At 63.0% G+C, this 21955-nt stretch carries 17 protein-coding genes; 13 read left to right on the forward strand and 4 right to left on the reverse strand.

Annotated elements, in window-relative coordinates; all coding sequences use genetic code 11:
* Positions 1 to 23 precede the first annotated feature (23 nt).
* The 3 genes from C7G42_RS18095 to C7G42_RS18105 all read right to left on the reverse strand — a co-directional run bounded on the left by C7G42_RS18095 (position 24) and on the right by C7G42_RS18105 (position 4347).
* Positions 24 to 1559 (reverse strand): glucosamine inositolphosphorylceramide transferase family protein, encoded by a 1536-nt coding sequence (locus C7G42_RS18095; protein WP_106950293.1) that lies wholly within the window; start codon positions 1557 to 1559, stop codon positions 24 to 26.
* A 28-nt stretch (positions 1560 to 1587) separates the two neighbouring features.
* A complete protein-coding gene (locus C7G42_RS18100; protein WP_106950294.1) occupies positions 1588 to 2763 on the reverse strand; it encodes a glycosyltransferase family 4 protein in 1176 nt (391 codons plus the stop codon).
* Between the two features lie 237 nt (positions 2764 to 3000).
* A complete protein-coding gene (locus tag C7G42_RS18105) occupies positions 3001 to 4347 on the reverse strand; it encodes a lipopolysaccharide biosynthesis protein (protein ID WP_106950295.1) in 1347 nt (448 codons plus the stop codon).
* A 466-nt stretch (positions 4348 to 4813) separates the two neighbouring features.
* On the opposite strand from C7G42_RS18105, the gene C7G42_RS18110 reads away from it, so the two are divergent.
* Positions 4814 to 6037, forward strand: coding sequence for an FAD-dependent oxidoreductase (locus C7G42_RS18110; RefSeq protein WP_199580972.1), 1224 nt, complete (start codon positions 4814 to 4816; stop codon positions 6035 to 6037).
* A gap of 27 nt (positions 6038 to 6064) precedes the next feature.
* On the opposite strand, the gene C7G42_RS18115 is transcribed toward C7G42_RS18110, so the two are convergent.
* Positions 6065 to 7201, reverse strand: coding sequence for a GNAT family N-acetyltransferase (locus C7G42_RS18115; protein ID WP_106950296.1), 1137 nt, complete (start codon positions 7199 to 7201; stop codon positions 6065 to 6067).
* 650 nt (positions 7202 to 7851) lie between these two features.
* Here C7G42_RS18115 and C7G42_RS18120 point away from each other — a divergent pair.
* From C7G42_RS18120 to C7G42_RS18175, 12 genes are all read left to right on the forward strand, one after another.
* Positions 7852 to 9012, forward strand: a complete 1161-nt coding sequence (locus C7G42_RS18120; RefSeq protein WP_106950297.1) for a transporter substrate-binding domain-containing protein — start codon at positions 7852 to 7854, stop codon at positions 9010 to 9012.
* A complete protein-coding gene (locus tag C7G42_RS18125) occupies positions 9009 to 9674 on the forward strand; it encodes an ANTAR domain-containing response regulator (protein ID WP_106950298.1) in 666 nt (221 codons plus the stop codon). The genes C7G42_RS18120 and C7G42_RS18125 overlap by 4 nt, the downstream gene beginning before the upstream one ends.
* Positions 9675 to 9684: 10 nt before the next feature.
* Positions 9685 to 10926 carry an urea ABC transporter substrate-binding protein gene (locus C7G42_RS18130; RefSeq protein WP_106950299.1) on the forward strand — a complete coding sequence of 414 codons (1242 nt, stop codon included), beginning with the start codon at positions 9685 to 9687 and terminating at the stop codon, positions 10924 to 10926.
* Between the two features lie 94 nt (positions 10927 to 11020).
* Positions 11021 to 11893, forward strand: a complete 873-nt coding sequence (locus C7G42_RS18135; protein ID WP_106950300.1) for an ABC transporter permease subunit — start codon at positions 11021 to 11023, stop codon at positions 11891 to 11893.
* A gap of 15 nt (positions 11894 to 11908) precedes the next feature.
* Positions 11909 to 12973, forward strand: coding sequence for a branched-chain amino acid ABC transporter permease (locus tag C7G42_RS18140; RefSeq protein ID WP_106950301.1), 1065 nt, complete (start codon positions 11909 to 11911; stop codon positions 12971 to 12973).
* A complete protein-coding gene (locus C7G42_RS18145) occupies positions 12973 to 13689 on the forward strand; it encodes an ABC transporter ATP-binding protein (RefSeq protein WP_106950302.1) in 717 nt (238 codons plus the stop codon). Before C7G42_RS18140 ends, C7G42_RS18145 begins: the two co-directional genes overlap by 1 nt.
* Before the next feature lies 1 nt (position 13690).
* A complete protein-coding gene (locus tag C7G42_RS18150) occupies positions 13691 to 14410 on the forward strand; it encodes an ABC transporter ATP-binding protein (protein ID WP_106950303.1) in 720 nt (239 codons plus the stop codon).
* 28 nt (positions 14411 to 14438) lie between these two features.
* Positions 14439 to 15428, forward strand: coding sequence for an acetamidase/formamidase family protein (locus C7G42_RS18155; protein WP_106950304.1), 990 nt, complete (start codon positions 14439 to 14441; stop codon positions 15426 to 15428).
* Positions 15429 to 15441: 13 nt separating this feature from the next.
* Entirely contained in the window at positions 15442 to 17181 is a 1740-nt protein-coding gene (locus C7G42_RS18160) for a nitrilase-related carbon-nitrogen hydrolase (protein ID WP_106950305.1), read from the forward strand.
* A gap of 21 nt (positions 17182 to 17202) precedes the next feature.
* The gene (locus C7G42_RS18165) at positions 17203 to 17964 is read left to right on the forward strand and encodes an SDR family NAD(P)-dependent oxidoreductase (protein WP_106950306.1); all 762 of its coding nucleotides are present in this window, start codon (positions 17203 to 17205) and stop codon (positions 17962 to 17964) included.
* Positions 17965 to 18235: 271 nt separating this feature from the next.
* Positions 18236 to 19231, forward strand: a complete 996-nt coding sequence (locus C7G42_RS18170; RefSeq protein ID WP_106950471.1) for a Bug family tripartite tricarboxylate transporter substrate binding protein — start codon at positions 18236 to 18238, stop codon at positions 19229 to 19231.
* Between the two features lie 437 nt (positions 19232 to 19668).
* Positions 19669 to 21945: a TonB-dependent receptor gene (locus tag C7G42_RS18175; RefSeq protein ID WP_245427778.1), complete on the forward strand. Its 2277-nt coding sequence runs from the start codon at positions 19669 to 19671 to the stop codon at positions 21943 to 21945.
* The last annotated feature ends 10 nt before the right edge of the window (positions 21946 to 21955 follow it).

Consider the following 21955-nt stretch of genomic DNA (forward strand, 5'->3'; position numbering starts at 1 on the left):
GAGCCAGGCGGGCAGGCCGTCGATCAAAGCGCCGAACGCGGCCTCGGTTGCGCAGATGAAACCGCCGATGGAAATCTGCTCGCGAGGGCGCGCATCTTGGGCTGCACGCGCGAGCCGTCGATCACCTCGAGCCGGCCGCAGCGGTTCAGGGTATGCAGCTTTCTGCCGGGCCATAGCGGTCCGGGCTTCAGCGTGTGGCGGACGATCTGCTTGAACGTCGTCGGCGACAGATCGACCACTTCCGCCAGCCCGAGCGCCGCGCCGTATCCGTCGGTGCAATTTTGCACGGGGCGCCACAATTTGCCGTTCATGGTGACCAGATTCCCCGCCGGCCGCGTGCTGGCGCGGTCGATCAGGACCGGGTTGCTGGCATGGGGTACCCAGGGGCCGAGGAGGTGCTCGGCATGATAGATCGCCAGCGCATCGGAATAGCCGCCGGTTCCATCGCGCCAGGCGCCGAACAGATAATGCAGGCCGTCGTGCCGCGTGATCGTGACGTCGGCGAGTTCGAGGCCTGACAGCAGCGTCGCATGCCGCTCCCATTTGTCCGGAAACCGGACGCATCTGTAGAGGGCGACGTCCCCATGGGTCGAGCTCTCCGGGATCATCCACAACTCGCCGCCGTCTTCGATCAGAAAGGGATAGGAGAGATGCCAGGGCTCCTCCAGCACGGGCACCACTTTCCCAAGTGGCCCAGCGTCATTGAACTCGACGGCGGAAATGATGCCTTTGCCGACACGGTGATCGAGATCTTCGAAGAAGACGAATGTTCGTCCCTGCCACGTAACGGGAAAGGGATCGGCATAGAAGTGGTTGCCGGGATCTCCAAGAACGTTCCAGCGCGGCCCGGACAGGTCACCGGTCTGCCAAACACCTGCGCCGTCGTTGAAGCGCCAACCGACATGCCAATGCGGAGCGTAGCAGCAGAGGCGATAGATTTCCTTGGCGATCGACACCGCAAGGCCGCGCGTGACATAGGCTGCGGGCCGTGGGCCGGCGCCGTTTGCGGAGGAACGCGCCAGCTGCGGCACAATTCGCGGCCGTCCCGACAGGATTGCCGCAACCATCGTGAGCGTTCGCGCCATGACGGTTTCGAGCGCACCGCTCAAGCCGGCGGCAATTTCTCCGGATGGATGGCCGCTATCGACGAGCGAACCGTCGACCTCGTTGACGATGTCGATCACCGGCAGGTCGCCGGCCAGAATGGCGGCGAGGGCGGCGTTTTCGCCGGCAACTCCGTTGAACAGTGGACGGAGATAGAGCTTTCTGGAGCTGTTGGGATCGCGCGCACCATTGGTGAAGTCGACGATCACGTCGGCGGTCCCGGTCCGACCTGGCGTCGATTCCGGAACGAGGTGCAGCCTGTTGGCGCCGCTGTGTTTGCCCTTGTGCAAGACAACGCGTTCCAGATCGAACAGGGCGTCGAGTCCTGCGGGGCGCGGCTCTGCAGTCGCCGTCCACGCGATTTGAACCGGAACTTCCCGGCCGTCGATCAACAGCGTGTCGCGGCTCATCCAACGCCGCGCATGCTCACGTTCACAGCGAAACTCGATGATCATGTCGAGCCAATCTATTCCAGGTATCAGGTCAAATGACCTCGCCGAGTATCCGGACGTATTCCTCCACCATGGCATCTACCGAATAGCGCAGCCGCAGGCCTTTGGCGTTTTGTCGCAGTTCGTCGCGCAAATGCTGGTCCGTCAGCAGCCTGGAGACGACTGCAGAGAGCTTCGCATGATCGGAAGCATCGACGAAAAGAGCCGTCGGCCTTCCTTCGTAGGACAGCACTTCGCGCAGGACGGGAAGATCGGTGACGACGGAGGGAACACCGGCGTTCGCAGCCTCGACCGCAGCCAGACCGAAGGTCTCGGCCTGTGTCGGGAATACGAACACGTCAAGGCCGGCGAGAAAGTCCGCCATCCGGCTGGGGGGAATTTCTCCGAGCAGATGCAGCCTGTCTGATACCTTCAATTCACTCGCCAGCAGCTTCAGCCGGGCCTCGTCGGCACCCTGGCCAGCGAGCGCGAGGTGCCAGGCTGGTTGATCCGGCAACAGACGTATCGCCAGGTCGAGACGCTTGTGCGGATGCAGCCGCGCTGCGCAGCCAAGCAATATGCGATCCGACGGCAGGTTGAATTTCTGTCGTGCAGCTTCCTTCGACAGGGTAAGGGCCTTGTCATCGAAGCCGTGCGGGACATGCACCATGCGCGACCGGTAGGCTGCGGGGTAGCGCGAATATTCGCGCTCCATGTCGTGCGAATTGAGCGTGATGCGGTCAAAGAAGCCGACGCTGCCCATTACGATGTCGGCTGTGCGAACCGGCCAGCTCATCGACAATGCGGATGAAACCTGGTTGGCGACGACAGGCGCGCGGCTGACGAGGCGCGTCACGCCGCCGCCGATGACATTGCCGAAATGCTGAAAGGTCAGGACGGCGTCCGGCTTGATGGTGCTGATATGACGGCCGAGTGTCCACAGCATCCGCAGCAGGGCCACCGGACTGCCGGGGCGGCTCGGCGCGCAATAGAGCGTATCGGGCGGCTCGTCGAAGGAATCCGACTTGCGGAAAAAGAAGAGATTGGTGACGCGATAGCCGCGCGCGATCATCCCGGCGCCGAGCAGCCTGGAGATCTCCTGCGCCCCGGCGTTCTCGGCCTGGGTCTGGGCGAGAAGCACGTGCAGCTTTCGTTCGTTGCCGTTCGACCGCGCGGGTGCCGTCGCGGTCGTCTCGCCCAATTCCTTGTTCGGCTGATAGTGGAGCACCGATCCCGACCTGCTAAAGAAACGAAATCTTCACCTTCTTAACTCCGTACCTATCATGCGGGCTTCGCGTGGACACCGACTAGCAACAAACGGAGTTAATGCCAGGCCTGGCCGTCGACATCGTTCGCGCAGCCATTTTCACCGGTTCCCGGATGCGGCGTAGCGAGCACGCTAACCAACCGACCCTGCGCGGCCAGCGCGTGATCGCGAACCGCCGCGGGACGGTGTGATCGATGCCTAGTCGCTGGAGTCGGCGCCGCGCACTGCATAATTGCCTCGTTTAAAGGCGGAGAAGCGCAACAGCACGAGGATCGACGGATCAACTCCCGTTCGCTGGCGGCAGAGGACGTTCAGGGCAATGGTCGCAAGCGCCAGCGACACGGTGGCCGAAATTGCCGCGCCAAGCAGGCCGAGCCAGGGAATGAGGATGAGAAACCCCACGAGCCGCAACGCGACGTTGGCGGCAACGACGGGGACATAGATTCGTTCATGGCCGGTCAGCTGCAGGATTGCAGCGGACGGGCCGCCTGCGGCCTGGATCGCCGTCCCGATTGCAAGCACGATCAAGACCGAGTGCTGCGTGGTGAAATGAGGTCCAAACAGGTTGAGGAGATAGGGGCCGCCGATCCAGATCGTGGCGAGCCCGGCGGCCACGCATAGTGCGGTCACCTCCGCCATCAGTCGCAAGGTTCGTCCGAACTCCTGGTGGTTCTTGCTGAAATACAGCGACGGAAGCCGCCGGGCTCCGAACGTGTACAGCGCCGCAGACAGCATGGCGAAGATGTTGGCGAGGCGCGATGCGGCAAAGTAAATGCCGGCGGTCACGGGATCCAGCATCCAGTACACTAGGATGACGTCGAAATACTGGTTCGCGGCCTCGAGGATGGACGCGAGCCAGAAGTGAAGCGAGCTCGAGCGCCAGCGGGACGTTTCGGAGCGCGCCGGCGTGCCGCGCAAATCAGGCAGCGCTCGTGCGATCGAGATGATCTGCGCAGCCAGGCCGACCGACATGGCAATGGTCATGACCGCGAACAACTCGGCGGGATCGAGCTGTCGATGACCGAGCAGCATGGCAAGCAGAAACAGGACGACGATGACCCGCCAGAAGAACTCGCGATTTCCCTCGCCCATGAGAATGCTCACCAGCGAGCGGGCGACCTGACTGCCTAGCATGACGCCTGCATTGACGGCCGTGTAGGCCGCCACCGCAAGGATGAGCACCCACCAGTCGCCTCTCAGGCTGGCCACGATGGCCATGCCGAAGATGACGACCAGCATAGCAGCGGAAGTGATCTTGATGCTGGATTGGAGGACGCCCTTGATGAGGTCCGGCCTGTCGCCGACCTGATACTCGTTCAGGAATCGCACCAGCAGCGATTCCTGACCGACCAGTCCCACGACGGCGGCGATCTGGGCGACCGAAAGCCAGGTCGCAAAGATGCCGAAACCGTCAGGCGACATCGTTCGTGCCGCCAGCGAGAACACGGCAAATGCCAGCGCGCCGCTTCCAACCTTGAGCAGGATGGTCCCGACGACACCGCGCGTAACGTCGCGCCGCATGAGCTGGAGGATGGACTTGATCATTGAAGTCTAAGGAGCTGCTCTCTCCTGAAGAGACATGTTCCGATACCGGTGACAACCTAGCATGCCGAAAAATCACGAGTGTTAATGCGTGGCATCCAGGATCTCGCCTGCGGCGTCGATACCGCAATTGTGCCGGTGGGCTCACTGTGGAACATCATCGTCCCCATTGTCCCAAACAGAGCAAGGCCCCACTGAGACCGATTGACGGAATAGCGCCGGATCGACGGCCGGGGAAGGCGTGATCAGCCGCTTGAATGCGAAATGGCTTGCCGGGATCGACCGCAGACTGCCGGAAGCCGGACTTTGCCGAGAATTCCGAGCAAGAGGCGTGCCGGATATTGTCTGGGCAGCCAGCTCTCCGCTTCATTAACCTCGATACCGAGAAATGATCGCGTTTGGTCCCGCGATGCGACATCAGGCCGAAGAATTGCACGTGCGACTTTGGTTGACCGTGGGAGCCCGGATCATGACGGCGGATGGAACTGTGCCCGAGCCGATCGACACAGCTGGTACTTCGACGATCGTTGTGGACATCGCAATCGTCGGCGGCGGCCTTGCAGGGTCGCTTGCGGCGGCCGTGCTGGCGCGGGCAGGGCATCGCATCGCCCTGATCGAAAAGCGCGCCGTTCATCCGGACGAATTCCGGGTCGAGAAGATTGGCGGCCAACAACTGGAGTTGTTGCGCAAGCTGGGATTCTTCAACGCGCTCGAGGATGTCGCTTGCCGATATGATCAGGTGCTCAACATCCGGGAAGGCAAGGTGGTCGATGTCAGCGTCGGTAAGGCCTATGGATTTTCCTATGCCGATCTCGTTGCCATGGCGCGCAGCCAGATACCCGCCTCCTCCAGCTTGATCATCGACGAGGTCACCGCGATCGGTGGCAGCGACGACGCCCGGCATGTCGAACTGGCCTCGGGGCGGCGCGTTACTGCGCGCCTCATCGTTCTCGCCACGGGCATGGCGGCGGCTCTCGGTTATAATCTCGGTATCAGGCGGCGGATTCTGGCCGAGCGACATTCGGTGTCGTTCGGTTTCACGATTGCCCGTCAGGATGGTCGCCCGTTCGATTTCGAAGCGCTGACTTGCTATGGCGAGCGCACGGCTGACGGCATCGACTATCTCAGCCTGTTTCCGGCACGCGCCGGCATGCGGGCCAATCTCTTCATGTTCCGCGACCCCACCGATCCGATCATGCGCGAGCTGCGTCGCGAGCCGGAAGCGACAGTCTTGCGTCTGTTGCCGGGATTGCGGACCTATCTCGGCGAATTCCGCGTCATCGACCGGGTCCAGAACTGGGTGATGGATCTTACCGTCGTCGAGGGGCACCTCCAACCTGGCCTCGTGCTCATCGGCGATGCGTTTCAGACCAACTGTCCCGCGGCCGGCACGGGCGTCGCGCGCCTGCTGGTGGATGTCGATCGTCTGTGCACCGAATATGCGCCGAAATGGCTCGCGACCCCCGGCATGGGCCTGGAGAAGATCTCTCAGTTCTATTCCGATCGCGACAAGATCGCGGCGGATCAGCAGTCCCTGAAGATGGCGCGCTTCCGCCAGGCCCTGACGTCACGCAACGATATCGGTTGGGACGTTCGTCGCCGGTTGCACTTCCTGCGGCGCAGCCTGGCACACCGCGTCGATCAAATGAATCCGGGCTGGATTGGACGGGTTCGCGGCGCCCTGCGCGCCTGAGTTCCGCGGACTTTCGCCCGCTGTCTCTCAGCGCGTGGGCGTTGGGGTGCGGGCGGGCAGCAGCCGTAAATCCGACAGCCGCTTGGCCGCCAGCTTCAGCCAGGGAGCCTGCTTCAGCGCGAACAGGGCGATGGCACCTGCGGTGCTACCGGCTTGCGTGATCGCCCATATCGGCGAGGGCTGTGCGCCGAACAGCTTCTTGTACGGCTCGTCACCAATGGTGAAATCGAGCATCTGATCCCCGCGCTCGATACAATCCCGCGCCACCTGCTCGAACATCAGCGCGCCCAAGGACTGGCTCTTGTACCCGTCAATGTCGAAGGCGCTCATGATGATGAGGAAGCTGCCCCGATGGCAGAGGCCGAGCACGGCGGCGATCACCTCGCCGTCCATTTTCATGGCATAGAGGCGCACGAAGGCGCCGAGCCCGCGATTGGCCACGTCGGAATAGAAGCCGAAATATTCGGGACGCTGGAGCAGATCTCCGTCGCCTTGCGCCTGAAAGCGCGGCCCGCGAAGCTTCCTCATCACATCCAGCGCTTCGTGCACGGAGGCGCTGTCGTTGCAGCATGAGAAGCTCAGCGCGCCCTTCTTCTGCAACTGACGATATTTTTTTGCGAGCTCCTTCTGATAGGAGCGATCGATCGCACTGGTCCGCCATTGCTCGAACGGTGCGACAAGAACCGTCGCGTAGGCATTGGTGTCCATCGATACGCGGCGGGATGCGGCCAGGAGGTTCTCGATCGGAAGCCGCCCGTCGGGCAGCTTGGTCATGCGGAGCAGATCGAAAGGTCGAACGAGGCGCCGGATCTCCGCGCATGCGTCCGCATCGTCGAGCAGTTGCGAAAACACGTCCTGGCTGCAAACCGGCGACAGATAATCTGAGACGCGGAGGTCGGCGAATTCGACGGTCCGGATCGGACCACGCCGGATCCGGAGCAAGGGCAGCACCATCGCAAGGGCGCCCGTCGCGCGGTGGCGGACAACGACGACCAGAGGTGTCGCACCCGCATCCGAAGCGAGCCTGGTGTAGAGGCTGTGCAACCAGACCGGATGCTGGAATGCCGTGGCGGCCGAGCGGTCGAACAGCTCGGCATATTCCGGAGACAGAAAGTCGAACGCCTGCTCGATGACGATGTCGAAATTATTGCTGAGCTTTTTCATGCGCAATCAGGGAAACCGGGTAATTCGCGAAGTCGATCGAGCCGTGGCTCCGCTTTATAGCAGGGTCGTTACGGGCTAGACACCGGCGGCGTGCCATTTGCATTAACGCGCGCAACCATGTTCATATCGTTACCAAATTCTTAAATCCCGGAGCCTTTTGGACATGGTCTCGGGATGAGATCGTGCAGAAGCGGCCTGATGCCAGACGAGGCTCGGGGTACTGAAGTTCACTCGCTCCAACGAAATCGACAGCCGGCAGAGACATCCGTCGTTTGCGGCGGCAAGAGCGGATGCCTCGACGTGGCGCGGGCCCTTGGCAGGATTGCTCGGAGCTTTCGACGGCGCACGTCTGGTCTGGAAACCGGGCGCGCGACGTACCCTGTGGTCTCCGCCTCATCGAGACGGCGCGCGCAGTTCGGCTGCATAGTTTTGCTGCATCACGATAAGAATCGCGGCAGTTTCCGCTGCAATAACGCGCTTGACTTCGTAACTGTTCTCAACGACCGTATCAGACAAGCGTTGGGCAGTTCGGCCCGTCAACGCAGCGAGCTTCAATCATTTCCAACATCACGCTGATGGCGTGCTCGGTTGGCGGCGAGGGCGCCCTCGGCTTAACAGCCGGTGGGCGCCTTTTTATTTTGGAACGAGTGATGGCGCGGACGAACTATCGGATCGGGGTGATGCTGTCGACGACGGGATCCTACAGCGTCGTTGCGCGCTCGATGTTGAACGGTGCGCTGCTCGCCTTTCGCGAGATCAATGCAGGGCACGACGACATTACGCTGGAGCCGGTCGTGGTCAACCCGTCCGGTGACCTCGCGAGCTATCGTTCGCTCAGCCTCGATCTGCTCGGTTCCGGCGTTCGGCATGTGGTCGGCTGCTACACCTCGTCGAGCCGCAAGGAGGTGATCCCCTGCTTCGAGAAGTTCGACGGACTGCTGTGGTATCCGTCTCATTACGAGGGATTCGAGAGCTCCGACAACGTGATCTATACCGGCGCCGCGCCGAACCAGCACGTGCTGCCGCTCGTCGATTATCTGGCATCCCGCGTCGGCTCGCGCGCCTTCTGCGTCGGCTCCAATTACATCTGGGCGTGGGAAAACAATCGTATCTTCCGGGAGGCGCTCGCCGCGCGCGGCGGCACCGTGCTTGCCGAGCGCTATCTCTCGGTCGGCGACACCGAGGTCGACCAGGTGATTGCGGCGATCATTGATCAGCGTCCGGACTTCGTCTTCAACAATCTGATCGGCACCAGCGCTTATGCCTTCTTTCGCGCGTTCCGCGCCGCCTGCCGCGCGCGCGGCATCGACCAGGCGGCTGAAATCCCGGTCGCCAGCTGCACGCTGTCGGAGCCGGAACTGCCGGAAATCGGCCCGGATGCCGTCGATGGACATCTGTCATCCAGCGTCTATTTCTCCTCGCTGAATTCGGCGGAGAACGGCGCCTTCATTCGTGCCTACACCACGTCCTTTCCGGATGGACCGGTCTCGTCGGCCGACGCCGAAGCGTCCTACATCGCCGTCAAGCTGCTCGGCGCTGCCCTCTCGCAGGCCGGCACCGACGACGCCCGCACGGTACGCGCCGCCGTGGCCGATCAGCGGCTGCGCGCTCCGCAAGGCGAGGTCCGCATCGACCGCCAGACCTTCCACGCCTGGCTGACGCCCCGGATCGGTCGGTCGACCGTCAGCGGGCAGTTCGAAGTGCTGCTGGAATCGCGCGAGCCGATCGCGCCGGATCCCTATCTCGTTCAGTCGTCGCCGCGCTTCGCCGGCGCAATGCGCTCTCCGCTTTTGAAGGTGGTGCAATCATGAGCTCTCGACTGCTACAGAACTTCAAGGGCGGCCGTGCCATCGTCGTTACCCGGCGGGGCGGATGGGAGAGCGCGCTGGAAACCACGTTGGCCAAGCTCGGCGTCTCCACCGAATATCCGGAGATCATCGACGGCCGTGCGCAGATTGACGTCGCGGGCCTTCAAGCCGAGCGGGACATCCTGTTCATCGACGGCGATCTCGAAGGCGCGGTCGCGATCGAGGTCAATCCCGGATCGCGCTTGCCGCCGGTGCCGGTGATCGGCCTCGTCGGCGTCGAGGCGCCCAGCCGGCTCAAGGCGCTCGTCAACCTCGGCGCGACCTCGTTCCTGCGCAAGCCCGTGCATGGTGGCGCGGTCTATACCTCCCTGTTCATGGGCATCAACCAGTTCCTGCTGCGCGCCGAGATGTATGAGCGCGTTCAAGGCCTCGAGGAACGCCGCCGCGGTCGGCGCGCGGTGATCCGCGCGGTCATCCTGCTGATGCAGCAAGACGGTCTCGACGAGGAGGGAGCCTATTCCCAGCTCCGCCGCGACAGCATGCGCGCGCGGCAGAACATGGAACTCTATTGCGAGGAGTTCATGAGCAAGCGGGCGAAGCCGCCCGATACGTCCGGCCGCACAACCGGCATCACGCTGCAAGGCGGCAACAAACAGGCCATCTAGGAGAAGCAAAATGAGCAAGTCTGTATTGCGGGGGCTGCGTGCCGCAGCCCTCACGGGGACGCTTGTCCTCGGATCATCTCTGGCACTCGCGGCGGAAAATCCGATCAAGCTCGGCGTGCTTGAAGACCAGTCCGGCGATTTTGCCGCCGCGACGATCGGCAAGGTCCACGCCATCCAGCTCGCCACCGAGGAGATCAACAAGGCTGGCGGCATCATGGGGCGGCCGATCGAGCTCGTCGCTTACGACACGCAATCCGACAACACGCGCTACCAGGAGTTCATGCGGCGCGTCCTCCAGCGCGACAAGGTCGACGTCGTGTTTGCGGGCTTCTCCTCGGCCTCGCGCGAGGCCTACCGTCCGATCGTCGACCAGTTCAACGGCTTCGCTTTCTACAATAACCAGTACGAAGGCGGTGTCTGCGATGGCCACATGATCGTGACGGGCGCAGTGCCCGAGCAGCAATTCTCCACGCTCATCCCCTACATGATGGAGAAGTACGGCAAGAACGTCTACACGCTCGCAGCCGACTATAATTTCGGTCAGATCTCGGCGGAATGGGTGCGCAAGATCGTCAAGGAGAACGGCGGCAAGATGGCCGGCGAAGAGTTCATCCCGCTCGGCGTGTCGCAATTCTCCCAGAGCATCCAGAACATCCAGAAGGCCAAGCCCGACTTCGTGGTCACCCTGCTGGTCGGCACCGCGCAGGCTTCCTATTACGAGCAGGCGGCGTCCGCCAACGTCAACCTGCCCATGGCCTCCTCGGTCAACGTCGGCCAGGGCTACGAGCACAAGCGCTTCAAGCCGCCGAGCCTGAAGGACATGTACGTCACCACCAACTACATCGAGGAGATCGACTCGCCGAAAAGCAAGGAGTTCTACGCCAAGTTCAAGGCGAAATTCCCGAGCGAGCCCTATGTCAACCAGGAGGCCGAGAACTCCTATCTGGCCGTCTATCTCTATAAGCAGATGGTGGAGCGTGCGAAGTCGACCAAGCGCGAGGACATCCGCAAGGTGATCGCGCTCGGCGACGTCTGCATGGACGCGCCGGAGGGCAAGGTCTGCATCGACCCGAAGAGCCAGCACATGTCGCACACGATCTATCTGGCCAAGGTCGGCGCCGATCATTCGATCTCGTTCCCGAAGACCTGGGAGGACATCAAGCCGTACTGGCTGGGTGAAGCCGGCTGCGATCTCACCAAGAAAGATCCGATGGCGCAGTACACGCCGTCGAATCCCCCGCCGAAACCCTGACCGGCGGCTGATCGTCCCGGCCTGCGTGGCAGGCCGGGACGATCACGATCAGCTGCGACGGTAACGTCGCGTATGGCTCTATCCTGGTTGGTTCATGGACATCGCGACCCTCGTCTTCTCTGCGCTCTATCAATTCGGCGACGCCTTCGCATTCCTGGTGCTCTCGGCCTGTGGGCTCGCGGTGATCTTCGGCATGATGGGCGTGATCAATCTCGCCCATGGCGAGTTCATCATGTGCGGTGCCTATGTGACGGCTGCGACCGTACACGCCGGCCTGCCGTTACCGCTCGGAATACTCGCCGGCACCATCGTGTCGGCGCTGGTCGGCGTTCTCGTGGAACTTGTGGTCATCCGCCATCTCTACGACCGTCCGCTCGACACCATCGTCGCCACCTGGGGCCTCAGCCTGATCGCGACGCAGGGCACGCTGATCATGGTCGGCTCGACCATGGCCGGGGTCGGCACGCCGTTCGGCAGCTTCCAGGTCGGCGCGTACTCCTATTCAATCTATCGCATCGTGCTGTTCTGCGCCGCGCTCGGCGTGCTGGTTGGCCTCTATGCGCTGTTCAACTGGACCCGCTTCGGCGTGCTGGCGCGCGCCACCATCCAGGTGCCACACATGGCGGCGGCGCTCGGCGTCGATACGCGGCTCGTCTACAGCCTCACCTTTGCCTGCGGGGCAGGGCTCGCCGGCCTTGCCGGCGGCCTCTACGCGCCGACCATGACGCTGGTGCCGACCATGGGGGCGACCTTCATCATGGAGGCTTTCGTCACCGTCGTGATCGGTGGGGCCGACGTCTTCCTCGGGACGGCGCCGGCGGGCGCCGTGCTTGCGGTGGTGAAGTCGGTCATGACGTCATGGCAGGGACAATTGTTCGGCCAGATCGGGCTCCTGGTCGCCGTCATCATTGTCGTCCGGGTGTTGCCAAAGGGCATCTCCGGCTTCGTGCTGCGCGAACGCACCTGACGGAGTGATGGCCTCGTGACTGCTCTCGTTTCCCTTTTTCGCCGTCTCGAAGGCCCGCAGACCGTCGGTCGCGGTCCGGTCTTCTGGGGCTTGTTTGCGATCGTGCTCGCGGTCGGCATTGCCTATCCGCTGTTCAGCGACGGCTACACGGTCGGCAACACCGTCTACTTCTTCGTGTGGGTGTTCATCGCACTCAGCCTCTGCCTGATCTGGGGCTATGGCGGCTCGCTGTCCTTCGGGCAGACCGCGTTCTTCGGGATCGCGGGGTATGGTTACGGCGTCCTCACCCTCAATTTTGGTTCGGCCTATGGCTTCACGCTGATCGCTTTTGTCGCTGCGATCGTGATCGCGGCGCTGTTCGCGGTCCTGCTCGGCTATTTCATGTTCTTCGGGCGGATCGCCGGCGTCTTCCTCGGCATCGTCACGCTCGCCGTGACATTGATGCTTGAGCGCTTCATGGCGCAGACCGCGGGGCCGGAATGGCACATCGGCAGCGCGCGGCTCAACGGCTTCAACGGCATGAGCGCGATGCCGCCTCTGACCATCCCCTGGCCGGGCGAGCCGATCGTGCTGTTCGCCGATGTCGGGCTCTACTATTTCGTGCTTGGCTTGCTGGTCTTCGTCTATCTGGCCCTGCGCATCCTGATGAACTCGTCGTTCGGCAACGTCATCGTCGCCATCCGCGAGAATCCTGAAAGGGCGGAGATGTTGGGCTACGACATCCGCAAGTATCAGCTCATCACCTTCGTGATCGGCGCCGCGCTCGCGGGGATATCGGGTGTGCTTTATACGGCATGGGGCCAATACATCACGCCGTCGAGCATGGGCATGACCGCGGCGGCGCTGCCGCTGATCTGGGTCGCGGTCGGTGGCCGCAGCGACCTGACCTCGACCGTGGTCGGAACGCTGGTGGTGCTAGCTGCGTTCCAGGCGCTGACGATCTACGGCAGCCAGTATGCGCTGGTCTTCATGGGCGTTCTGCTGGTGCTCACGGTGCTGATCGCCCCGAACGGCCTCGTGCTCGGTGCGATGAATTGGCTCGGCAAGCTCGCCGCCCGTCTGACGCAGAGGGCCGGCTGATGTCGCTGCTCGAACTGCGCAAGCTGAACAAGCATTTCGGCGGGTTGCACGTCACCAATTCCGTCGACCTCACGCTTCAGCCCGGCGAAATCCATTGCCTGATCGGCCCGAACGGAGCCGGCAAGAGCACGCTCTTCCGCCTGATTTTGGGTGAGCATCATCCAGGCAGCGGCGAAATTCTCTTCGCGGGGGAGAACATCACCTCCCTGAAATCCTTTGCGCGAATTCATCGCGGCCTTTCGGTCAAGTTCCAGGTGCCTGGAGTATTCAAAGGTCTGTCGGTCCGCCAAAACCTCGAGATCGCACTTCAGAGCCGTCATCGCGGCGCCGAGCTCGAAGCAGAGATCGACCGGCTGCTCGCTTTCCTCGGGCTCGGGTCCGAGCAGGCCCAGACTGCGGGCAATCTCAGCCACGGCCAGAAGCAATGGCTGGAGATCGGCATGGCGATCAGCCTGAAGCCGCGCCTCCTGCTGCTGGACGAGCCGACTGCCGGCATGTCGCCGGAGGAAACCCATCTGACCGGAGAGATGGTGCAGCGGCTCAATGCCGAAGGCATGACGGTGCTCGCGATCGAGCATGACATGACCTTCGTCCGCCAGGTCGCGCAGCGCGTGACCGTGTTGCATCTCGGCCAGGTCTTTGCGCAGGGCTCGATCGACGAGATCGTGGCGGACGAGCGCGTGGCGGCGATCTATCTGGGGCAGGCCCATGCTTGATATGCCGCGCAAGGAAGTGATCCTCTCGACGCTGGCCCTGCGCGCCGGCTATGGCGGCAAGCCGGTGCTCCAGGGCCTCGAGATCGAGGTGCGGGAAGGCGAGATCGTCGCCGTCATCGGACGCAACGGCGTCGGCAAATCCACGCTGATGAAGAGCCTGATCGGGCTCGTGCCAGCGATGAGCGGCTCGATCGTCTATCGCGGCGAGGCTGTGGAATCGCTGCCTGCGCACAAGCGGGCGCGCCTCGGCATGGGCTATGTGCCGCAGGGACGCGACGTCTTCCCGCGGCTGACCGTCGGAGAGAACGTTGCGGTCGGTGCCGCGATCAAGGGCGGTGGCATCCCCGAGGCGGGCCGGCGCAAGATCGTCGAGGCTTTTCCGATCCTGGAAGAGCGCTGGAGCCAGCGCGCGGGCACTATGTCCGGCGGCCAGCAGCAGCAGCTCGCGATCGGGCGGGTCCTGATTGCCGATCCGAGCCTCATTCTGCTGGACGAGCCGTCCGAGGGCATTCAGCCCAACATCGTCCAGGATATCGCACGCAACATGGTCGAGCTCAACCGCAAGACCGGCGTGACCATCATTCTGGTCGAGCAGAATCTCGACATGATCCGCGCCATGGCGCAGCGCTGCTACGTCATGGACAAGGGCCGCATCGTCGCAAGTCTCGACCGCTCGGCGCTCGACGACGTCGCGGAGATGCGACGCCATCTGGCAGTTTAGAAAACGACGCGAACCAAGGAGAACAGCAATGGCCTGGCAGAACGAGTCGATCATGGCACGCAAGGGCGTCGCCAAGGGCGAGCGCGGCAAGGAATACACGATCACGGAAAGCGAGCAAGGCAAGTACCACTATGTGTACGGGCCTTACGTGAATCCGGTGCTCACCGTCGATCCCGGTGCGGTCGTCTCCGCCGAGACGCATGACGCGTTCGAAGGAGCGATCAAGCACGAGACCGACAGCCCGTCGAAGATCCTCAACTTCCCGTTCCTCAATCCGCAGAACGGGCCGATCCACGTCAACGGCGCTGAAAAGGGCGATACGCTCGCGGTCTACATCGAGAGCATCGTGCCTCGCGGGCCGCAGCCGTGCGGCACCACCGTGGTCATGCCGGATTTCGGCGGCCTGGTCTCGACGGGCCAGACCGCTCTGCTCAATCCGGCGCTGCCGGAACGCGTGAAGAAGCTCGTGATCGATGCCAAGACGGGCACGAAGTGGAACGATAAGATTACGCTGCCTTATGAGCCGTTCATCGGCACCATCGGCACCTCGCCGGAGATCGAGGCGATCTCTTCGCTGGTTCCCGACTATTACGGGGGCAACATGGACCTTCCCGATGTCGGCGTCGGCGCCGTCGTCTACCTGCCGGTCAATACCAAGGGCGCGTTGCTCTATCTCGGCGACTGCCACGCCGCGCAGGGCGATGGCGAGCTCTGCGGCGTCGCCATCGAGCATCCGACCGTGACCACGGTGCAGATCGACCTCATCAAGAACTGGACCATCGCCTGGCCGCGGCTCGAGACCCAGGATTTCATCATGACCATCGGCTCTGCGCGGCCGATGGAGGATGCTGCCCGCATCGCCTATCGCGAGCTCTGTCGCTGGATGGCGGCCGATTACGGTTTTGACGAGATCGACGCCTACATGCTGCTGACCCAGGCCGGACGCATGCGGGTCGGCAACATGGTCGATCCCAAATACACGCTCGGCGCCTCCATCAAGAAGTCCTATCTCGTTTGAGGCCAGCCGCATCATGTCCACCAGGCACAAGGTCGCCGCCATCCAGTTCGAACCGACCATGTTCGAGAAGGACCGCAACATCGCGCGCCTGCTCGAACTCTGCGAGCAGGCGGCGGCGGCCGGTGCCAAGCTGATCGTCACGCCGGAAATGGGGACGACCGGCTATTGCTGGTTCGACCGCGCCGAGATCACGCCCTTCGTCGAGGCGATCCCGGGGCCGACCACGAACCGCTTTGCCGCGCTGGCGCGCAAGCACGGCTGCTACATCGTGGTCGGCATGCCGGAGGTCGATGAGGATGGCATCTACTTCAATTCGGCCGTCCTGATCGGGCCCGACGGCATCGTCGGCCGCCATCGCAAGACACACCCCTATATCTCCGAGCCGAAATGGGCGGCGGCGGGCGATTTGCACAACCAGGTGTTCGAGACGGCGATCGGACGCATTGCGCTACTGATCTGCATGGACATCCATTTCGTCGAAACCGCGCGGCTGATGGCGCTGGGCGGCGCGGACGTCATCTGCCACATCTCGAACTGGCTCGCCGAGCGGACGCCGGCGCCGTACTGGATCAGCCGTGCCTTCGAGAACGGCTGTTACGTGATCGAAAGCAATCGATGGGGACTTGAGCGCACGGTGCAGTTCAGCGGCGGCAGTTGCGTCATCGCGCCGGACGGGCAGGTCACGGCCGTGCTCGACAAGGGAGATGGCGTGCTGCTGTCGGAAATCGACCTCGACGCCGCGCGCGCGCGGCGCGTGCTCGGCGAGACCGTGTTCGCCCAGCGCCGTCCGGAACTCTATCCGGAACTGCTGACCGACACCTTCAGCTGGAATCCGCGCGATTTCTTTGGTCTGTACGGCCATGAGCCGTGGCCGACCGGCAAGACGTCGCGGGTCAGTGTCGCGCAATTTGCACCTCGCAATGACGCCAACCAAAACCTCGGGGAGATCGCAGCGCTCGCGCGCAAGGCCAAGGACGAAGGCGCCGAGCTCGTCGTCTTCCCCGAGCTCGCGCTGACGGGACTTGCCGATCCCGCGACATCTGCGCAACCGATCCCGGGGCCGGCGACCGACAGCCTCGGCAAGCTTGCAAGCGAGCTTGGCCTTTACCTCGTGTGCGGCCTCGCCGAGCGCGACGGCAATCTGCTCTACAACAGCGCCTGCCTCGTGGCGCCGGATGGGGACGTCTCGGTCTATCGCAAGACGCATCTCACCGCCGATGAGCGCAGCTGGGCCACCGCAGGTGACGGCTGGACCGTCGTCGACACGCCGATCGGGCGGATCGGGCTGCTGATCGGTCACGACGCCTCGTTCCCGGAAGCGGGGCGGGTGCTGGCGCTGCGCGGCTGCGATCTCATCACGTGCCCCGCCGCGGTCAAGGGACGCTTCAGTTCGTCGCATGCCGGCACCGAGGTTGGGCAGCCGGCGCCGATCCCGACTGGCCCGGATCCGCATCACTGGCATCATTTCCGCGTTCGTGCCGGCGAAAACAACCTGTTCTTCGCCTTTGCTAATGTCGTCGATCCCGAGCGCGGGTATCCCGGGCTGAGCGGCGTGTTCGGCCCCGACACGTTCGCATTCCCGAGGCGGGAGGCGATCGCGGCCGGCGGCACGGGCCTTGCTACCGCGCAGGTCGACACCACCAATCTCGACAGCGTCTATCCGACCAACGTCGTGCGGCGAAAGGATCTGGTGGCGATGCGCATGCCGCACAGCTATCGTGGATTGGTCGAGGCGGTCACGAACAATCACTGAACCAGGAAAAGGAAATCGACCATGGATCTGGGACTCAAGGGCGCCAAGGTTCTCGTCACGGGCAGCACCAAGGGAATCGGCCGGGCGATCGCCGAGACGTTCGCCACCGAAGGTGCAGATGTCGGAGTGTGCTCCCGCAATCTGGCCGAGGTCGAGAGCACGGTCGCTGCGCTCAAGGCCAAGGGCGTTGCGGCCTTTGGCGGTGCGGTCGACGTCGCCGACGCGGCCGTTCTGAAGAGCTGGGTTGGTGATATGGCGTCAAAGCTCGGCGGCATCGACGTCGTCGTCGCCAATGTCAGCGCACTCGCGATCGGCCAGGATGACGAAAGCTGGGAGAAGGAGTTTTCGACCGACATGATGGGCACGGTCCGGCTGGTAAACGCAGCCATGCCCTATCTGGAGAAGAGCACAGCCGGCGCGATCGTCACGATATCGAGCGTCTCCGGGCGCGAGGTCGATTTCGCCGCCGGCCCCTACGGCACCTTCAAGGCGGCGATCATCCATTACACGCAAGGGCTCGCCAATCAGCTGGCCGGAAAGGGCATTCGCGCCAACTCAGTTTCGCCGGGCAATACCTATTTCGAGGGCGGGGTCTGGAACATGATCAAGGACAACAATCCCGAGCTCTACAAGACCGCGCTGGCGCTCAATCCCACGGGCAGGATGGGGACCCCGCAGGAAATGGCCAACGCGGTCGTGTTTCTTGCAAGTCGTGCCGCGAGCTTCATCACGGGAACGAACCTCGTCGTCGACGGTGCCCTGACGCGCGGTGTGCAGTTCTGAGGCGTCACTGCAGCTGCGTTGCAGCCGGGAAGCTGAACGCCGCTGACCGAGAATGATCTTCCGAATCCGGACAGAGCCTCAAGTCCCGACGGCTATTGCATGGTCGAGCTGTCGACCGCGCGCAAGACGCCGTCGACGACGATTCCGGCCGACGCACTGGTCTTTGACCAAGCTTGCGACCCGCACCGTGCAGGGCAGCGATCTCCCTGCGCGGATTTGCAAGGCCTTTCATTCGTGTAAGATGATTGGCTTAGTCCTGAATACGCAGAAGATGTCCCTCCTTTCACGCCGAGAACTGCTCGATAAGGCGGCGCGTATCACGGCGCTGGCTGCGTGGCCCGGCTGTGTTGCCGCCAGCGATTATCCTTCCCGTCCCATCAGGCTGGTCATTCCCTATACGGCTGGCGCCGCTGGTGATCAGATCGGCCGTCCCTGGGCCGACAGGATCGCGTCGCTGTTGGGCCCGATCTACGTCGAAAATATCGGCGGCGCCGGTGGCGCGATCGGCTCCGCCGCGGTGGCGCAGAGCGCCCCCGACGGCTATTCGCTTCTGCTCGGCAATGGCAGCACTCAGGTGATGATTCCGTTGTCCTCGGCGCAGCCCGCCTACGATACGGTTCGTGATTTCCGCGCCATCTACCGCCTGATCACCACCACGCTTGCATTCGCGGTTCATCCCTCTCTTCCGGTGAAGGACCTGCGGGAGCTGGTCGCTTTTGCAAGCGCCAATCCGGGAAAACTCTCCTATGGGACTCCGGGCGTTGGCACCGGCAATCATCTCATTGGGGAGATGTTCAGGCTGCAATCCGGCCTCGCAACAGACTTCGTCCACGTGCCCTATCGGGGCATGAGTTCCGCTACCAATGATCTGGTCAGTGGCCAGATCTCCGCCGTCATTGCGGTGGTGTCGAGCCAGATTCTGCAGTTGCACCATGCGGGCAAGCTGCGGCTTATCGCCGTCACGAGCGAACAGCGGTTGAGCGGCGCGCCGGAAATTCCCACGGTCTTCGAATCCGGCATGCCGGGCCTCCGATATGCCGGCTGGTTCGGCTTGTTCGCCCCTCGGGCCACCCCCGATACGATCGTGGAGCAGATCTCCAGGGCAACCCGCACGGCGATGGCCGATCCGCAGTTGCAGGAAAGCTATCGTTCGCAAGGTCTGGAGCCGGACGTTGATTCAGGCCCCGACAAATTTCAACGCCTCGTCGAGGACGAGCTGACCCGCCTGGCTCCCATCGTCAAGTCGATCGGGCTCAAGCGCGACTGAGAGGAATTTTTGCCGATTTGAGCTGCGTCCGTCCTATCGCAACTCTCACGGGCCGGATCGGCAGTGGCGATCTCGCGGCGACATTGAAGCAGCGTTGATCTTCCTGCAGCATTCTGACCGCACGAGATCTGAATCTTCCAAAGCGTCTTTGAATCGTTCCAGACATTCTACCGTCGGTCGCTGATGATCGAGGCATTCTAAGCCGCAGCGCACGCATTTGCGTTGCCGTCACGATGGCGTCTTCCTAAAGAGGCGATGCAGATCGCTGGCATTCGAATGTTGCTGCCAAGATGAAGGCAGTGGATGCGCTCGCGCGCCTGCAGGGCAGATCGACGGGCCATACGTGCGGCCGAGTTCGGAAGCGAAGAGCTGCTCTTCGATTCATGGCCGTTGCTGGCCAAGCGCGGAGCCGCTTCACGGCGGGCTGGGCGCTATTGATGAAGGACTTGCTGGGAATGCTTCGTGCGGGTGGGGTTGGGACGGTGACGCGGATTGCTGCGGCGCTGCTGGGTGGAGTGGCGTTGCTCACGGGGTTCGAACTGCCTGCGCGATCCCAGACATCACAAGGGGGCAGCTCTCTTCCTCCCGTGACTGTCGAAGCGCCGGCGAGGCAATCAGCCCGCCGTGCGCCAACCAGGCGAAACGACGCCCGGGTCCGATCGACCTCACGGCGCGCCCCGCAAGCTCAAACCGTCACCGTGCAATCGCAGCCGGGTGTCGTCCCCGCTTTTGCGGGCGGCCAGGTCGCTCAAGGCGCGCGGCTGGGACTGCTCGGGAATACCAACACCATGAAGTCACCGTTCAGCGTGACGAGCTATACCGACAAGTTCATTCGGGATCAGCAGGCGGCAACGGGGGCGGATGCCCTGATCCTCGATCCGTCCGTGCGAAGTTCCCACCCGACGGGCGGTATCGTCGATTCCTTCAACATACGCGGCTTCCCGATCAATGAAGGCAACAACGGTGAATTCGCCTTCGAGGGCCTTTACGGAATCGCGCCGACATATCGGATCTTCACGGATTACGTCGAGCGCATCGAAGTGCTCAAAGGTCCGTCGGCCGCGCTCTCGGGCATGGCGCCCAATGGCGGCGTTGGTGGCGTTATCAATGTCGTGCCCAAGCGCGCGGAAGAGGATCTGACCCGCCTGACAGCCAGCTACGGCTCGACCGCACGCTTCGGCGGCCACTGGGACGTTGCGAGACGCTATGGCGACGGCAAGGAATGGGGCGTACGTGCCAGCGGGAGCCTCCGCGGCGGCGATACACCCATCGACCGCCAATCCGAAACGACGGGTGTCGGATCGCTGGCGCTGGACTATCGGGGCGAACGGTTCAGATCCTGGCTCTATCTGATCGCGCAGACCGATCGGTTCGACGCTCCCTCACGTCCCTTTCTGATGACTCCCGGCCTGCAGGTACCAAAGGCGCCGGACGGCCGGTTGAACGTGACTCAGCCCTGGGAATGGTCACGCATCAACGACCAATCCGCCTTGCTGCGGACCGAGTACGACGTCAGCGATCAGGTCACTCTGTTCGCGGATGTCGGTGGTGCGAAGACCAATGTCGAACGGTTCTTCGGTCTTCCAACGATCGTCAACACGAGCGGCGATACGACCTCTACGCCCCAGTACTTCGGACTCAGCATCGATCGCACCACATATGATGGCGGCCTTCGCGCCCGCTTCGACACCGGCTTCGTCCATCATGCTCTCGCCGTCCAGGCCTCGATCTATCAGGACGCACTGTACCGGCGCCTGACGAATGGCAGTCCGGTCACCTCGAACATCTACAATCCGACCGTCGCGCCGACCCAGTTCGCCAACGAGATCAGCGGCCGTCCGCGGCTCTCGGACAGCGAGCTTACGGGGCTTTCGATTGCCGACACCTTGTCCGTGCTCGACGAGCGCGTCCTGTTGACCCTGGGTGTCCGGCGTCAGGGCATCGAGGCGAACAACTATCTCTCCAACGTCGGGACGCTGAGCTCGTCCTACGACAAGAGTGCGATCACCCCGGTGGTCGGCCTCGTCATCCGACCCGTGGAGAACGTCTCCTTGTACGCCAATTATGTCGAAGGCCTGGCGCGCGGCGACGTGGCTCCCCAGACCGCGTCCAATTTCGGCGAAGTGCTGCAGCCCTACGTCGCGAAACAGTACGAGGCCGGTGTCAAGGTGGAGTTCGGCCGGATAGCAACCACCTTCAGCGCGTTCGAGATATCGAAGGCGAGCGGCGAGCTGTCCGCCGGGCGTTTCGCGGCGACAGGCGAACAACGAGTCCGCGGGCTGGAGTTCAACGTCTACGGCGAGCTCATGCCGGATGTTCGTGTCCTTGGAGGCATCTCACTGTTCGACGGCACCCTGACGAAGACCGCCGTCGCAGCCAATGTTGGCAATACGCCGATCGGCGTTCCGAACATTCAGGCCAATATCGGTGCGGAGTGGGATCTGCCATGGATGAGAGATCTCACCTTGAATGCTGCCGTCATCTACACCGGCAGGCAGTTCGTCGATGCCGCGAACAAGCAGCCGATTCCGGAGTGGACGCGGCTCGATCTCGGCGCCCGTTACACCACGGCGATCAGCGGCAGGAAGACGGTTTTCCGCGCCAAAATCCAGAATGTGACCGGTGAGAGTTACTGGTCCAGTGTGGCGTCGTTCGGAACGTTCTTCCTGGGAGCGCCACGGACATATCTGCTGTCGATGACCGTGGACATGTAAAACACCTCCG

The sequence above is a fragment of the Bradyrhizobium sp. MOS003 genome (genome assembly GCF_003020125.1).
In the GTDB taxonomy this organism is placed as follows: Bacteria; Pseudomonadota; Alphaproteobacteria; order Rhizobiales; family Xanthobacteraceae; genus Bradyrhizobium.